General features: G+C 39.6%; 14 protein-coding genes. 13 read left to right on the plus strand and 1 reads right to left on the minus strand.

Going from position 1 to position 15,864, the window contains the following annotated elements:
- Positions 1 to 84: 84 nt before the first annotated feature.
- A complete protein-coding gene (rpmB, locus tag OZZ83_RS02700; protein ID WP_002290463.1) occupies positions 85 to 273 on the minus strand; it encodes a 50S ribosomal protein L28 in 189 nt (62 codons plus the stop codon).
- Between the two features lie 269 nt (positions 274 to 542).
- Here rpmB and OZZ83_RS02705 point away from each other — a divergent pair, with 269 nt between their 5' ends.
- The 13 genes from OZZ83_RS02705 to OZZ83_RS02765 all read left to right on the plus strand — a co-directional run bounded on the left by OZZ83_RS02705 (position 543) and on the right by OZZ83_RS02765 (position 15,550).
- Complete coding sequence (locus tag OZZ83_RS02705; RefSeq protein ID WP_002290464.1) at positions 543 to 905, plus strand: Asp23/Gls24 family envelope stress response protein; 363 nt, start codon at positions 543 to 545, stop codon at positions 903 to 905.
- 51 nt (positions 906 to 956) lie between these two features.
- Complete coding sequence (locus OZZ83_RS02710; RefSeq protein WP_002290465.1) at positions 957 to 2,639, plus strand: DAK2 domain-containing protein; 1,683 nt, start codon at positions 957 to 959, stop codon at positions 2,637 to 2,639.
- Between the two features lie 117 nt (positions 2,640 to 2,756).
- Complete coding sequence (gene recG / locus OZZ83_RS02715) at positions 2,757 to 4,793, plus strand: ATP-dependent DNA helicase RecG (RefSeq protein ID WP_104835544.1); 2,037 nt, start codon at positions 2,757 to 2,759, stop codon at positions 4,791 to 4,793.
- Positions 4,794 to 4,841: 48 nt separating this feature from the next.
- Positions 4,842 to 5,843, plus strand: a complete 1,002-nt coding sequence (plsX, locus tag OZZ83_RS02720) for a phosphate acyltransferase PlsX (RefSeq protein ID WP_002290467.1) — start codon at positions 4,842 to 4,844, stop codon at positions 5,841 to 5,843.
- Between the two features lie 120 nt (positions 5,844 to 5,963).
- Positions 5,964 to 6,206: an acyl carrier protein gene (gene acpP / locus OZZ83_RS02725; protein ID WP_002290470.1), complete on the plus strand. Its 243-nt coding sequence runs from the start codon at positions 5,964 to 5,966 to the stop codon at positions 6,204 to 6,206.
- Between the two features lie 267 nt (positions 6,207 to 6,473).
- Entirely contained in the window at positions 6,474 to 7,478 is a 1,005-nt protein-coding gene (locus OZZ83_RS02730; protein ID WP_002309832.1) for an ABC transporter ATP-binding protein, read from the plus strand.
- Positions 7,479 to 8,423, plus strand: coding sequence for an ABC transporter ATP-binding protein (locus OZZ83_RS02735; protein ID WP_002309831.1), 945 nt, complete (start codon positions 7,479 to 7,481; stop codon positions 8,421 to 8,423).
- On the plus strand, positions 8,423 to 9,385 hold the full coding sequence (opp4B, locus tag OZZ83_RS02740; protein ID WP_002290474.1) for an oligopeptide ABC transporter permease: 963 nt from the start codon (positions 8,423 to 8,425) through the stop codon (positions 9,383 to 9,385). Before OZZ83_RS02735 ends, opp4B begins: the two co-directional genes overlap by 1 nt.
- A 26-nt stretch (positions 9,386 to 9,411) precedes the next feature.
- Complete coding sequence (locus tag OZZ83_RS02745; RefSeq protein ID WP_002290475.1) at positions 9,412 to 10,326, plus strand: ABC transporter permease; 915 nt, start codon at positions 9,412 to 9,414, stop codon at positions 10,324 to 10,326.
- A 26-nt stretch (positions 10,327 to 10,352) separates the two neighbouring features.
- Positions 10,353 to 12,134, plus strand: a complete 1,782-nt coding sequence (locus OZZ83_RS02750; RefSeq protein WP_002290476.1) for an oligopeptide ABC transporter substrate-binding protein — start codon at positions 10,353 to 10,355, stop codon at positions 12,132 to 12,134.
- Between the two features lie 389 nt (positions 12,135 to 12,523).
- The gene (locus OZZ83_RS02755) at positions 12,524 to 12,913 is read left to right on the plus strand and encodes a hypothetical protein (RefSeq protein WP_002313941.1); all 390 of its coding nucleotides are present in this window, start codon (positions 12,524 to 12,526) and stop codon (positions 12,911 to 12,913) included.
- 41 nt (positions 12,914 to 12,954) lie between these two features.
- A complete protein-coding gene (locus tag OZZ83_RS02760; protein ID WP_002309830.1) occupies positions 12,955 to 14,937 on the plus strand; it encodes a DUF1430 domain-containing protein in 1,983 nt (660 codons plus the stop codon).
- Positions 14,930 to 15,550, plus strand: coding sequence for an ABC transporter ATP-binding protein (locus OZZ83_RS02765; protein WP_002309829.1), 621 nt, complete (start codon positions 14,930 to 14,932; stop codon positions 15,548 to 15,550). The genes OZZ83_RS02760 and OZZ83_RS02765 overlap by 8 nt, the downstream gene beginning before the upstream one ends.
- Positions 15,551 to 15,864: the final 314 nt, after the last annotated feature.

A 15,864-nucleotide genomic window follows, 5' to 3' on the forward strand; every position in this document is an offset into this window, starting at 1 on the left:
GGGGAGGAATCAAAAATTCCACCCGCCAAAATTTTTATTAAATAAAAAACCGTTCACTATCTGAACGGTCCAAGTATCATTCAATTAAACGCGTTCAACTTTTCCTGATTTCAAAGCACGAGTTGACACCCAAACTTTTTTAGGTTTTCCGTCGACCATAACGCGAACTTTTTGTAAGTTAGGTTTAACAGTACGTTTTGTTGAGTTCATAGCGTGTGAACGGTTGTTTCCACTTTTTGTCTTGCGACCTGTAAAGTAACAAACTTTTGCCATGGTAATTTCCTCCTTTGCCTTGATTTGGAGCAATAGAATAATTCAGCTCATACCAGACTAACATATCATATAGATTGGAAATTTGCAAGTACATTTTCATGGATACAATTGACATTTGTGAAGAATAATTGTAAATTAAACAGGGTTATACCTGAAATTTTGCAAGGTTTTTGAGTACTTTGGGTAACTGCCTTTTATTTCAAGTTGCGCTATGATAAAATATGATAGAAGAAAAATGGGAGTATTTTACCCGTTAAGGAGGCTCATTCATGGCTGTAAAAATTCAAACGTCAGCTGGAACCATTGAAATTACCAATGATGTAATTGCAACAGTTGTTGGTGGCGCCGCGACAGATGTGTTCGGTGTTGTAGGAATGGCCAGCAAAAATCAAATTAAAGATAATATTACTGAGATTTTGCGTAAAGAAAATTACTCAAGAGGAGTAGTTGTCCGCCAAGAAGATAATGGTATTGCTGTAGATGTTTATACGATTATCAGCTATGGTACGAAAATCTCTGAAGTTTCTCGCAACGTCCAAGAAAAAGTGAAATACAATCTAGAGGCATTATTAGGTGTAGCTGCCAATTCGGTTAATGTCTTTGTACAAGGTGTTCGTGTACTGCCAGACTAGGCAGGAGACTGGCTGATAACTCAGCAGTCGATCTGAAGGAGGATTATCTAGGTGAGTGTAACAGAAATAAGTGCAAGCCAGTTCCAGGAAATGGTGCAGGCTGGTGCGAATCGTCTGCAAGTAAATGCAGAATACGTCAATTCATTAAATGTATTCCCTGTGCCAGATGGTGATACGGGAACAAATATGAATCTATCTATGACTAGTGGAGCGAAGGCAGTAGTAGATTCAACCTCAGAAAAAGTAGGAGAATTAGCAGCAATGCTTTCAAAAGGATTGTTGATGGGTGCGCGCGGAAATTCCGGCGTTATTTTGTCTCAATTGTTCCGAGGATTTTCTAAGCAAATTCCAGATGTTGTCTCATTAAATGCTTCTGATCTTGCTGCAGCATTCACTCATGGTGTTGAAACTGCGTATAAAGCAGTAATGAAACCAGTAGAAGGAACGATTTTGACAGTAGCTAGAGAAGCAGCAAAAGCTGGAGAAAAGAAAGCTAAGAGTACAGACGATGTCGTTGAAGTGATGACAGCTGTTGTAAAAGGAGCAAAACGTGCTTTAGCTAAAACCCCAGACTTGCTTCCAGTCCTAAAAGAAGTCGGTGTTGTAGACAGTGGAGGACAAGGATTGCTGTTTGTTTATGAGGGCTTTTTAAGCGCATTGAATGGAGAATTCCAAGCGGATGAAACATATGAACCTTCTCCAGCAGAAATGGATGATATGGTCAATGCAGAGCACCATCGCAGTGTCCAAGGACAAATGGCGACAGAAGATATCCATTTTGGTTATTGTACAGAAATCATGGTGAAAATCGGTGAAGGACCTACTGTTGATAGCACGTTCGACTACGAAGAATTCCGTAATTATTTAGATGGTATTGGAGATTCTTTACTTGTGGTCAATGATGACGAGATCATCAAAGTTCACGTGCATACAGAAAACCCAGGAGAAGTCTTGAACTATGGACAAAAATTCGGTTCATTAGTCAAAATCAAAGTCGACAACATGCGCTTGCAGCATGAGACGATTTTGGAACATGATGAAGAAGTGAACGAGTTTGCGAAAAAAGAAACACCACGTATCCCGTATGGTATCGTAGCAATCGCTGCTGGTAAAGGCGTCCAAGAGCTGTTTGAAAGTTTAGGCGCTAATTATGTTATCAGTGGTGGGCAAACAATGAACCCAAGTACGGAAGACATCGTTAAAGCGATCCAAGAAGTGAACGCAGATAAAGTGATTGTCTTACCGAACAACAAAAACATCTTCATGGCAGCTGATCAAGCGGCAGAAGTAGCAGATATCCCAGTAGCAGTCGTTCCTTCAAGAACGATTTCTCAAGGATTGACGGCTATGCTTTCATTCAATGATCAAGCTTCTTTAGAAGAAAACAAAGAAACGATGACAGAAATGTTGTCTAGCGTCGTAAGTGGTCAAGTCACTCACGCAATCAGAGATACCTCAATCGACGGTGTAGAGATCAAAGAAGGCGACTTTTTAGGCATGATTGATGGAAAAATCATGATCTCTAACCCAGATATCACAGCAACAGCGTTAAGTACACTAGAACAAATGATCAATGAGGACACAGAGATCGTAACGATCTTAGCAGGTGATGAAGGAACAGTTGAACAAGCAAATGAATTTGCTGAGAAACTAACAGAAAAACATCCTGATTTGGAAATCGAGATCCACCAAGGAGATCAGCCTGTCTATCCTTATCTATTTTCTGCTGAATAATTCCTGTGACAGAATATCTTTCTAACACAGTATTCATTCATAAAAGGCCTTCGGTTAGTGATCAGGTATGATCACTGACCAAGTCCTTTTTTTGTTAAAGGAGGGAGGAAAAAATATATGCGTTCTTTAGATGATCCAATCACTATGCTGGCAGGAGTCGGAGAAAAAAGAGCAGCTAGTCTTGCCAGCTTGGGTATCCAAACGATTGAAGACTTACTGACTTATTATCCTTTTCGCTACGAAGATATTCAGGAAAGAAATCTAAACGAGATCCAAGATCAAGAAAAGGTTACTTTGAAAGGAATCGTAGTCTCTCCTCCTGTGATGAATCGATTTGGTTATAAAAAAAGCCGATTGCAATTTCGTATGATGCAAGAACATGATGTGTTCAACGTTTCTTTTTTTAATCAACCTTATCTAAAAGAAAAAGTCATTTTATCGGAGGAAATCGCCGTATACGGTAAATGGGATGCAAAGCGTAAAGCCTTGAACGGGATGAAGATTTTAGGTTCTCAAACAATGGATGACTTTTCGCCGATATATCACGTCAATAAATCGATTCGTCAAACGATATTAGTTGATCTAATCAAAAAAGGGTTCCAAGAATACGGCACATTGATCGAAGAAAACCTGCCGAACAACCTTGTGGAGAAATATCGACTACTTGACCGAGCTTCCGCTGTAAGAAGTATGCACTTTCCGAAAAACCACGAAGAAAATCACCAAGCCAAACGACGTGTTGTTTTTGAAGAATTCTTTTTATTTCAAATGCGTCTTCAAGGATTGAAAAAAGCAGAAAAAGCAGAAACAAATGGCTTGGAGATCCTTTATGATGTCCAAAAATTAAAAGAATTTACTCAAAAGCTACCTTTTGAACTGACAAATGCCCAAAAACGAGTAACGAATGAAATCTGTCGGGATCTTCGCAGTCCTCAACATATGCAGCGACTTTTGCAGGGAGATGTAGGTAGCGGAAAAACAGTGGTTGCCGCAATTGCATTATATGCCACCGTTACAGCGGGTTTCCAAGGTGCGTTGATGGTGCCTACCGAAATCTTGGCACAACAGCACATGGAAAGTTTGCAACAGCTGTTTGATCCCAATGAAGTAACGGTCGCATTGCTTACAGGGTCAACGAAAACAAAAGAACGACGTGAACTCCTTGAAAAACTAGAACGAGGAGAAATCAACGTCGTGATCGGTACACATGCATTGATCCAAGATGGAGTTGAATTTCAGAATTTAGGTCTAGTTATTACGGATGAACAGCACCGTTTTGGTGTGAATCAGCGGAAAGTCCTTCGTGAAAAAGGCTGGCGACCTGATGTCTTGTTTATGACAGCCACTCCGATCCCTAGAACGCTAGCTATCACAGCGTACGGTGAAATGGATGTATCGATCATTGATGAACTTCCAGCTGGGCGTATCCCTATTGAAACACGCTGGGTAAGAACACCTCAATTAGACAGTGTACTGGATTGGACAAGGAAAGAACTGGCAAGAGGACATCAAATGTATGTCATCTGTCCACTGATCGAAGAATCAGAAGCATTAGACGTAAAAAACGCAGTGGAAATCTATGAAAAACTTCGTGAACTATTTGCGCCAAAATATGAAGTTGGCTTGTTACATGGTAAAATGAAGAATCAGGAAAAAGAAGTGATCATGGAAGCTTTCAAAGATAACCAGATGCAGATATTAGTTTCTACTACGGTAATAGAAGTAGGGGTAAACGTGCCAAACGCAACCGTCATGCTGATTATGGATGCGGATCGATTTGGTTTGGCACAGCTGCATCAGCTTCGTGGACGTGTTGGACGCGGAAGTGATGCTTCCTACTGTATCTTAGTTGCTAATCCCAAAAATGAACTAGGCGTGGAACGGATGAAAATCATGACAGAGACCACCAATGGTTTTGTACTAAGTGAAAAAGATCTGGAATTACGCGGTCCCGGTGAAGTATTCGGCTTCCGACAATCTGGTTTACCTCAATTTGCGATTGCTGACTTGGTGACGGATGGAAATGTTTTGGAGGTAGCCAGAGAAGAGGCTGCAGCTCTTTGGCAGATAAAGAATTGGCAGATGCTGCCTGAGTATCAGCCTCTAGCACAAAGCCTCCAGATAGAAAATCAGGATAATCGTTATTTCGATTAGCAGACTATGCTATACTTTATAATGATGATGGAAAAAGGAGTGGGAACAATGAAAATTGCCGTAGATGCAATGGGCGGAGATCACGCACCTCAAGCAATTGTAGAAGGCGTGGCTTTAGCTCAGCAAGATTTTCCAGAAGTAGAATTCTTACTTTACGGAAAAGAAGCAGAAATCAAGAAATACTTAACAAATGAAAAAAACATCACGATTATCCATACAGACGAAAAAATCAATAGTGATGATGAGCCAGTAAAAGCGATCCGACGGAAAAAGACTGCTTCAATGGTCCTTGCTGCACAAGCAGTGAAAAACGGCGAAGCGGATGCTATATTTTCAGCAGGGAATACAGGTGCGCTGCTAGCAGCGGGTTTGTTCATCGTAGGACGTATCAAAAATATCGAACGCCCTGGCTTGATGTCTACCTTGCCAGTAGTAGGAAAAGAAGGTGCCGGTTTCGATATGCTGGATCTTGGCGCTAACGCAGAAAATAAACCAGAACATTTGTTGCAATACGGTATTTTAGGTTCTTTCTATGCACGTAAAGTCCGAGGGATCGGACGTCCCCGCGTTGCTCTTTTAAACAACGGAACAGAAGCCACAAAAGGTAGTGAAGTGACGAAAAAAGCCTATGAACTTCTTCAGAATGAAACCAGTTTGAATTTCATTGGAAATGTAGAAGCGCGCGAGTTGCTCAATGGGGTGGCTGACGTAGTAGTCACAGATGGATTTACAGGCAATGCTGTTTTGAAATCCATTGAAGGAACGGCAATGAATATGATGGATCTATTAAAATCCGCTATTCTAAACGAAGGGATCAAAGGGAAAATGGGCGCCATGCTTTTAAAAGACGGCTTGCGTTCTTTAAAATCTGAAATGGATTATTCCAAACATGGCGGAGCTGTTTTGTTTGGCTTGAAAGCACCAGTCATTAAAACCCACGGAGCAACAGGTCCTGATGCTGTCCGCTATACGATCCGCCAAATCCACACGATGCTTGAAACAAATGTAGTAGGGCAGTTAGTCGAACAATTTGAAAAAAGCGAAGAATAATATTCAGATAGCTGAGGCAATCCGGTTCGTTAAAAAAAGGTGGACAATCCTGAAAAATGTCAGTAAAATTAGCCATGGTGTAGGTAATTGACAAGTGTATGATTCTTGGAGGTGAAAAAGTTGACTCGCGAAGAAGTATTTAACAAAGTAGCGAAAATTATTTCAAATCATTTTGAGATAGATACCGATAAAGTGTCGGATGAATTGAACATCAAAGATGATTTAAAAGCTGATTCAATTAGTATTATGGAGTTCGTTTTAGAACTTGAAGATGAATTCGGTACAGAAATTTCAGATGAAGACGCTGAACAAATTGAAACAGTTGGCGGTGCAGTAGATTATATCAGCAGCCATCTCAAATAATTTCAATAAAAGCAAAGAAGGATAAAAAGTTATATGCAACTTTTTATCCTTCTTTTTTTAATCTTTCTGACACGGAAAAGACATTTTTCTGATAATTCTGGCGATAATTAGAAATTATGTTGCAAAGTAAAGCGGTTTTCTATATAATTATTAATAATTCATTACACAAAGATAAGAATAACCTTTGTTATAAAACGCTTTATTATGTGTAATGTTCTTTCTTTACTAAGAAAAACTTCCGTTTAGGAAGCAGAGAGGGGTATTCGATTGTCAGATAATCAATTATTAGAAGTTCAGAACCTACATACAGGCTTCCGACTCAAAGATGACTATTATGATGCAGTAGATGATGTTTCATTTACTTTAGACAAAAACGAGATCTTAGCAATCGTTGGGGAATCTGGGTGCGGGAAAAGTACATTAGCTACTACGATTATGGGATTACTTGATCCTAATAACACAAAAATTACAGGTGAAATTTTATATAACGATCTGAATTTAATCGAACTGAACGAAACGCTTTATAATAAAATCCGCGGAAATGATATCGGAATGATTTTCCAAGATCCGTTGTCTGCATTAAATCCTCTCATGAGAATCGAAGACCAGATCAAAGAAGGACTTTCCTATCACACAAAGATGAATGCAGAACAGCGTCAAGCTCGCGCACTGGAATTACTAGAACAAGTAGGGATTCCTAATCCAGCAAGAGTTGGACGTCAATATCCCCATGAATTATCAGGCGGTATGAGACAACGTGTCATCATCGCGATCGCAATCGCCTGCAAACCTCCAATCGTCATTGCAGATGAACCGACGACAGCCCTAGATGTAACCATCCAAGCACAGATTCTTGATTTACTGAAAGATCTTCAGGAAGAAACAAAAACAGGAATCATCCTGATCACTCATGACTTAGGAGTCGTAGCAGAAATGGCTGATCGAGTGGCAGTGATGTATGGCGGACAGTTTGTTGAAGTAGCGGGTGTAAAAGAACTGTTTGATCATCCGAAACATCCTTATACGCGCTCTTTATTGAACTCTATACCTCAAGAAGGAAATCATGATGCAGAACTCCATGTGATCGAAGGTGTGGTTCCTTCTCTGAAAAACATGCCTCGTAAAGGGTGCCGATTTGCTCCACGTATTCCGTGGATACCAGCAAGTGATCACGAAGAAGATCCTATCCTTCATGAAGTCGCTCCGAACCATTTGGTACGTTGCTCTTGCTACAAGCATTTCCACTTTAGAGACGAAAAAGGAGAGGTGTAGATGACAGAATTAATCACAATCAAAGACCTGAAAGTTCATTATCCTATTCGCAGTGGATTCTTCAATCGAGTAACGGATCATGTATATGCTGTAGATGGTGTGGATTTTATTATCGAAAAAGGAAAGACGTATGGTTTGGTGGGAGAGTCCGGTTCCGGAAAATCCACTACAGGAAAAGCAGTCGTTGGTTTAGAAAAGACTACAGCTGGACAAATCATGTATGAAGGAAAAGATGTAACGAAGCGAAGCAACCGAAAAAAAATGGGTTATAACAAAGACGTACAAATGATTTTCCAAGATTCAATGTCTAGTTTGAATCCTAAAAAACGAGTATTGGATATCATTGCAGAACCTATCCGAAATTTTGAACGGTTAAGCGATCAAGAAGAAAAGAAGAAGGTAAAAGGATTGCTAGATATCGTTGGGATGCCGGAAGATGCACTTTACAAATATCCTCATGAATTTTCAGGGGGACAACGCCAACGTCTAGGAGTAGCCCGCGCTGTTGCTACTAATCCAAAATTAATCGTGGCCGATGAACCGGTATCTGCTCTGGATCTATCTGTTCAAGCACAAGTATTGAATTTCATGAAACGGATCCAGCAAGAATACGGTCTCAGCTATTTATTTATTTCTCATGATTTAGGTGTAGTAAAACATATGTGCGACAACATCGCAATTATGTACAAAGGTCGATTTGTAGAAATCGGTACAAGAGAGGACATTTATAATGACCCGCGCCACATCTATACGAAACGTCTGCTTTCAGCAATTCCGCAAATCGATGTAGAAAATCGGGAAAGCCACAAAGAAAATCGCCGAAAAGTAGAACAAGAGTATATCCAAAACCAAAGAGAATACTATGATGCGACTGGCCGAGTCTACGATTTGCGTACGATCACAACTACACATAAAGTGGCGTTGAAAGATGGAGGTGCGAGCTAATGTGGAAAACGATTCTGCGACGTGTTTTATTGATGATCCCGCAAGTTATTATTTTAAGTGTTCTGATCTTCTTATTAGCCCAAGCGATGCCAGGGGATCCATTTACTGGTTTGATCAACCCAAACCAAGATCCGGCAGTGATCGAACAAATGCGACAATCAGCTGGATTGAATGACCCATGGTATGTCCAGTACTTCCGTTGGATCGGAAATGCTTTGCAAGGCGATTTTGGTCAAAGTTTCTTATACAAACGCTCTGTTGCTGACCTAATCGGTGAACGGATCATCAACACGTTATATCTATCGATCTTGACAGTTGTCCTTACTTATTTGATTGCTGTGCCTCTAGGGATGCTAGCAGGCCGGTATCAAAATTCGATCTTGGATAAGATCGTCGTGATTTATAACTTCTTTAGTTTTGCTGTTCCGTTATTCATCTTCGGCTTGATCATGCTGTTTGTTTTTGGTTATCGTTTAGGCTGGTTCCCAACAAGCGGTTCTCAAACACTAGGTTTGCAAGGGGGATTTATCACTCAGTGGATAGATCGCTTGAAATATATTCTGCTACCATCGATTACCCAAGCATTTCTGGCGACTGCCGTTACGATCCAATATCTGCGAAGCGAAGTAATCGATTCGAAGTCGCTTGATTTTGTCAGAACAGCCCGTTCCAAAGGGGTACCGACGAATAAAGTATTCAGTAGACATATCTTCCGGAATGCAGCGTTGCCGATGGCTTCGCAAATGGGGTATGAAATCACTTCGTTGATTGCTGGTTCTGTAGTTATCGAAAAGATTTTTGGCTATCCAGGAGTCGGGAAACTATTTATTGACTCTATTGGTCAACGAGACTACACCGTGATCACATCCTTAGTATTGATTTTAGGAATCGCGACGCTAGTGGGGACGTTACTGTCAGATATTATTATGAGTATCGTTGACCCGCGTATTCGGATTCAATAAAACCAATCAGAAAGGAGAATGGATCGATGAGTGAAAAAAACAATACAGCAGTTCAAGAAAGTATCCCTCCTATGGGGATACGAATGATTGCTCGAGAATTTAAAAAAGATAAAATCGCTATTTTTTCATTAGGTTTGCTAGTGGTTTTATTATTAGTGATTTTTATCGGTGCGATGCTGACCGATCAAGATAAAGTGATGTATGTTAGTATTTTTGACAAATATGCTGCCCCAGGAGCAGTTTCGACACAAGGACAAAAGTTCATTCTGGGAGCAGATGAAGGCGGACGTGATGTATTAGGTCAATTGATCATAGGTGCTAGAAACTCTGTCACGATCGGATTTGCGATCACGATCCTTACTTCGATCATCGGGGTTGGATTAGGGATCATCTCTGGCTACTACGGAGGGATCATTGACAACATCTTGATGCGAATTGTTGATTTTATCATGATTCTACCGATTATGTTGATCATCATCGTCTTCGTTTCGATTATTTCCAGATACAATGTCTGGTCCTTTATTTTCATCATGAGTGCATTTTATTGGGTAGCTAAAGCCCGATTATTCCGAAGCAAGACATTATCTGAAGCAAGAAGAGATTATGTCAGTGCCTCAAAAACAATGGGAACAAGTGATTTTAAAATCATGTTCCGCGAAATTATGCCGAATCTAAGTTCATTGATCATTACGAACTTGACAATGAACTTTGCGGCAAACATCGGTATCGAGACAACTTTGACTTTCTTAGGTTTCGGTTTGCCGGCAAATGTACCTAGTTTAGGTACACTGATCGGTTATGCAAGTAATGGAGAAGTCTTAGTGAATCGGCAATGGATCTGGTTACCCGCATCAATCCTCATTTTAGTTTTGATGTTGAGTATCAATTATGTTGGACAGGCATTCAAGCGTTCTGCAGATGCACGCCAACGGTTAGGCTAGTTATAGAAGCGAAGGGGGAAATAGGAATGAAGAAAACGATTTTTGGATTTGCAACGCTGATGTCTGCTGTTGTTCTTGCAGCATGCGGGGGCGGAGGTACAGATACTTCTGGAAATAACTCTGGAGGCAACAGCAATAACAAAGAGGAATTAACTTTTCCAATCGCAACAAAAAACAATGATGATGCAATCGAAGACGGTGAATTAGAAGCTGCGGTCGCAACGGACAGTCAGTTCAAAGGATTGTTCCAGTGGGAGTTTTATCAAGATTCTTTTGATGCAGCTTTCATGGCTCCTTCTCATGAAGCGTTATTTGCAAGTAACGATGATTTCCGAATCACCGATGATGGAGCAGCTACGCTTGACCTAGATCAAGATACGAAGAAAGCAACAATCAAAATAAAAGACAATGTCAAATGGTCAGATGGTGAAGACGTAACAGCTGATGACGTGATTTTCCCATATGAGATCATCGGTCATAAAGATTACACTGGTATCCGATACGACGATACGTTCCGTAATATCGTAGGGATGGAAGAGTATCATGATGGAAGTGCCGATACGATCTCTGGTATCAAAAAAGTGGATGACAAAACAGTTGAGATCGAATATAAAGATGTAAACCCAAGCATGCTGCAAGCTGGTGGCGGGATTTGGTCTTATGCAGCACCGAAACATACATTGGAAGGTATAGCAATCAAAGATATGGAATCTAGCGATCAAGTACGTAAAAACCCAGTAACTTTCGGACCGTACTACATGAGCAACATCGTAGCTGGAGAATCTGTGGAATACTTGCCAAATGAGCATTACTGGAATGGTACGCCTAAACTGAAAAAAATCACGATGAAATCTGTACCAACAGCCAGTGCAACTGAAGCATTGAACTCTAAATTATACGATATGATTTTCCAAATGCCAACAGACACATATGATACGTATAAAGAAATTTCCGGCTATACAAATTTAGGTCGTGAACAAACATCTTATACTTATCTAGGATTTAAACTAGGTAAATGGAACGCGGAAACAAAGAGTGTAGAATACAACCCGGATTCAAAAATGGCAGATAAATCATTACGTCAAGCAATGGGCTATGCTTTAGACAATGATGCAGTAGGCGAACGTTTCTATGCAGGATTAAGAAGCAATGCCACTTCATTGATCCCTCCAGTATTCCAATCTTATCATGATGATGAGTTGAAAGGATTCACGCAAGATTTAGACAAAGCGAAAAAACTATTGGATGATGCCGGCTACAAAGATGTGGACGACGATGGGTTAAGAGAAGACAAAGATGGAAACAAATTAACCATCAACTTTGCTTCGATGTCTGGTGGAGAAACAGCGCAACCATTGGCAGATTACTATATCCAACAATGGAAAGAAATCGGTTTGGATGTCCAATACACAACAGGTCGTCTGATTGAATTCAACTCTTTCTACGATAAATTAGAAAACGATGATCCTGAAATCGATGTTTACCAAGCTGCTTGGAATACAGGAACTGATCCAAATCCAAGTGGACTATGGGGACCGAATGCAGCATTCAACTACACTCGTTATGAATCAGAAGAAAATACAAAATTGATCAACGATATCAGTTCAAGCCAAGCATTTGATGAAGACTATTTGAAAGAAGCCTATCAAAAATGGCAACAGTATGCGTTTGAAGAAGCATTTGCGATTCCAACGTTGTTCCGTAACGAAGTATTGCCAGTGAACGACCGCGTCAAAGACTGGGATTGGTCTTATGATGTACCAAACCCATGGGCAAATGTTTCTGTTACAGCAGATTCACGTTCATAATCAATAAAAATGACCGAAAAAGGGCGATGTCCTTTTTCGGTTTTTTTAATTATCGTTATTTTTGATAGCAAATAAAAATAAATGTAGTTTTTTAAAACTTTATTTTAAAAACACGTTGAACATAAATGTGTTATTATATATAATTTAAATAGATTTTAAAGAAGGAAAATGTATAAAATGTGTGTTATTTAATTTAAATTGAATAAAAATTATTGTTATTTTAAATTGATGGGAATTTTTCGCGTAGTTAATAAAAGAGAAGGTTCACACTTATCTCTTTTTAAAATAAAAAAAGGGGGACCGAACGACTGTCGCCTTTGCTTGTTCAAGTATGTTTCAATAGTCACTCGTGAGACACTTTAGGCACTCAAAAAAGGGAGCGGATACAAATGAAGAGAAATGTGAAAAAGATGATAGCAAGTTCATGTACACTTATTGCCTTGAGCAGCTGGATCGCACCAATCAATGCCGTTAGTGCGGCTGAAATACCTGAACCATTAGTCATTTCTACTACACCAGAGATTTTCAATATGGATGTGGTGCAAACAGATGTACCACTAAAACAAGGAAGAATAACTGTGAACACTTTTTATGGAGGTGTAACAGGAATACCGGGCTTTGGAACAGTTTGGGGAGAATTTTATCCAACACAAAGAAGAGTGACTGTTTATGCATATGGAAAAGAAAGAAACACAAGAACGGGTAATCCAGGAACAACCGTTCGGGTAACCGCCCCTAGAGCATTTTCTGGAAATACATCTGGCTGGTGGTGGGCATAGAAAGAAGTGCGGCTGATCCAGCCGCTTCTTTCTTCTAAACGATGAAAAAAATCTATCGCTTCTTTTTTCTATTCACAGTCACCAGTTTTTTATATGCTATTTCTTTTGCTGGAACCGAAATGATCAAATCAGCGATTCCAGAAATCCATTCATCGATCATCATCGAAGCAGCGAGTGGTGAAGAAAATCAGCAGGAAATGTACCAGACGATTGCGAAATATGCTAGAGAAAAGCAATTGGATCTCCATAAGATCCTCTTTCGAATCGGCAAAGATGGGGAAACGTATAAAGATATCTATACGTTTGGTAAAGAAGGGTATTCGACCTATAGCTTTTCCCCTATAGCATCCGATTATCCTATCAATTTTTATGATTCTTCGAAACTATCTACTGAAGAAGTACTTGGCGGTTATATGATCACAGAGGAACCGCCTGCCAATATGATCGAAGAATTTTATGATATGGGGATGGAAATAACGATTGAAAGGGCACAATGGCCGCTTTATCTAGCTTCAGGTTTGCTATTAAGTATCGGTCAATTGTTCTGTATGCTTTTCTTGTGCTTATTCTTAGCTCTATTATTCTATAAGTCCTCTATGAGAAAGAAAGTCGGGATTCTCGAAACACTTGGACGAAGCAAAGCAAAACTAGTGTGTAAAGATAGTTTGATAGATGCGGCCATCTTCACGGTTATTTTAGCTGGCTTTGCATGGTTTTATCCCTATCTGCACTTTCTTTATCCCCAGATCCTGTTATGGGGGATCATTGGAATCATCATCATGCGCATATCAAGCAGCTGGGTGATTTATTCATGGGGATCGATCGCCGATAAAATAAAAGGACATAAACCGTATAGATGGCTGTTCTACACGAATCACCTTATCAAGGCCGCCTTGCTTGTATTTATCGTAGTAAGCGGGAATATGATCTTGTCTAGTATGGATGAGAACAAACAGCTAGAACAGCAATTAGCTTATTGGAATGACATTCCTGATTATTATCACTTGAGATTTAGTAATATCACGACCAAATTACCAGATAATTCTAGAAATTTTACGAGAGAAGAAAGAAAAAAAGAAGCGAAAAGGATCAATCAGGACATGCTTCCTTTATTAGAACGAGCAGAACAATCAGGTGGGATCCTTTTGAGAGATAATGAATTTGGCCATACGAGTGACGTTCTTACCTACATTCAAAATGATGCTTATTGGTTAGTCAACCATAATGCCGTACACGAATTGAAAGTCAAAGATATACATGGAAAACCAATCTATCCATTAGAAGATACCTTCTTCTATGTGTTGATCCCAGAAAATAAAAAGCAATACACGGATCTGATCGTTAAAATGGCAGAAGATGAAATCACTTTTTACCAGAATTCCTTCGAGTATGAACAAGGCGAGTATCAGGGGGAATTAAAGGTGATCTATACCCAATCGAATCAAATCATCTTTAATTATAATTTTGATTTACTTGAGAATATCTTTTCTTTCAATCCGATCATTGTCTCCATTTCTTTGCCTTTGATCCAACCTAATATAGAGATATGGATAAGTGAGGTATCGAACGGCTCCTATTTGTTTCGAAATGGTCGAGAAGTTCAAGTGTTTATTGAAGAGAATGGCATTGAAGATGATTTTTACGGCCTAACATCTGTGAAAGACAGAATTAGCGAAGTAATTACGAAAGCGCGTTCAGAATTTTACACAGCACTAGTCGTGTTCTTACTGATTCTTATCAGTTTTGTTGCTATTGAACTATATGCGAGCATGATTTATGCAGAAGTAAATAAGAAAAAATCATTTTTAGCGTACATTACTGGTAAACCGCTGTTCCAGCGTCACAAAACTTACTATTTCATGACGGCGGGGATATCTTCAGGTGTTTTAGGGATCTTACTCATATGGCAGAAGGACTTATGGCCGATTGCACTGGCTGTATTCAGCTTTGAGCTGTTTTTGCTACTCCCAACGACTTATCTATCTGAGAAAAAGCAACGGCTGGAGGTGATCAAAAATGATTGATGTTAGAAAAATCACAAAAAAATACAAAGAGAAAACAATCTTTGAACACCTTTCTTTTTCTGTGCCCGCGGGTTCTATGCTTGCTATCACAGGAGAAAGTGGGATAGGTAAAACAACTTTATTGAATTGTTTAGGCCAGCTGGAAACGATAAATGAAGGGGAAATCTTGATCAATGGCCAAAAAATCAGCCGAAAAAACAGAAAAACATTTTTTCGGGAACAAGCTGGTTTTTTATTTCAAAACTATGCACTGATCGACAACGAAACAGTGAAGCAAAACTTGACCTTGGTCTCAAAAGAGGAGCAGAAAATCAAAGAATCCCTCGAAAAATTTCAGGTAGACCATTTGATAGACAAAAAAATATTTCTCTTAAGCGGAGGAGAACAGCAGCGAGTTGCTCTTGCTCGTTTATTTTTGAAAGAACCAAAGATCATCTTTGCAGATGAGCCAACAGCCTCTCTTGATCAAAAGAACAAAGGAATCGTCCTTCAAGCATTACAAGAACTGAATGCAAAAGGAGCTACGGTCCTTGTGGTCACCCATGATCCAACATTGGCAGCAGAATTCGATCATGTGTTGGACATGAATGAATGGAAGAAATCAATCCAATAAACCTTATTTATGTGTTCATTCTGTTGGTTTTGTCTGATAGTTTACCAGTGATTGGACTGTTTTTTTCAATCGTTTTATTGAAAAGTCATCAGCCAAAGATTCACCCACGATGGATAAAATGGTGTGTGTTCATTTCGCTCCTTTTTCAAGTGTTACTAACGGTGTTTCTTCTATTGAGCATTCATGTTTCAGAGGTTCAGCTAGGACCCGTCCAAGAAGTCATTTAAAACATACGAGAATAAGGGATTGTACAAAAAAGGAATGTGACAATAGTCGTGTCACATCCTTTTTTTGTATGAACAGTGTTCAATCAG

Origin of the sequence: Enterococcus sp. E5-162 (assembly GCF_035725965.1) — a bacterium.
In the GTDB taxonomy this organism is placed as follows: Bacteria; Bacillota; Bacilli; order Lactobacillales; family Enterococcaceae; genus Enterococcus_B; species Enterococcus_B lactis.

Bases quoted from the DNA above. Each gene is read 5' to 3' on its own strand.
- OZZ83_RS02705 (WP_002290464.1), top strand. From the start codon at position 543: ATGGCTGTAAAAATTCAAACGTCAGCTGGAACCATTGAAATTACCAAT.
- OZZ83_RS02735 (WP_002309831.1), top strand. From the start codon at position 7,479: ATGACAGAATTAATCACAATCAAAGACCTGAAAGTTCATTATCCTATT.
- OZZ83_RS02760 (WP_002309830.1), top strand. From the start codon at position 12,955: ATGAAAAAAATCTATCGCTTCTTTTTTCTATTCACAGTCACCAGTTTT.
- opp4B (WP_002290474.1), top strand. From the start codon at position 8,423: ATGTGGAAAACGATTCTGCGACGTGTTTTATTGATGATCCCGCAAGTT.
- OZZ83_RS02755 (WP_002313941.1), top strand. From the start codon at position 12,524: ATGAAGAGAAATGTGAAAAAGATGATAGCAAGTTCATGTACACTTATT.
- rpmB (WP_002290463.1), bottom strand. From the start codon at position 273: ATGGCAAAAGTTTGTTACTTTACAGGTCGCAAGACAAAAAGTGGAAAC.
- OZZ83_RS02745 (WP_002290475.1), top strand. From the start codon at position 9,412: ATGAGTGAAAAAAACAATACAGCAGTTCAAGAAAGTATCCCTCCTATG.
- recG (WP_104835544.1), top strand. From the start codon at position 2,757: ATGCGTTCTTTAGATGATCCAATCACTATGCTGGCAGGAGTCGGAGAA.
- OZZ83_RS02765 (WP_002309829.1), top strand. From the start codon at position 14,930: ATGATTGATGTTAGAAAAATCACAAAAAAATACAAAGAGAAAACAATC.
- plsX (WP_002290467.1), top strand. From the start codon at position 4,842: ATGAAAATTGCCGTAGATGCAATGGGCGGAGATCACGCACCTCAAGCA.
- OZZ83_RS02750 (WP_002290476.1), top strand. From the start codon at position 10,353: ATGAAGAAAACGATTTTTGGATTTGCAACGCTGATGTCTGCTGTTGTT.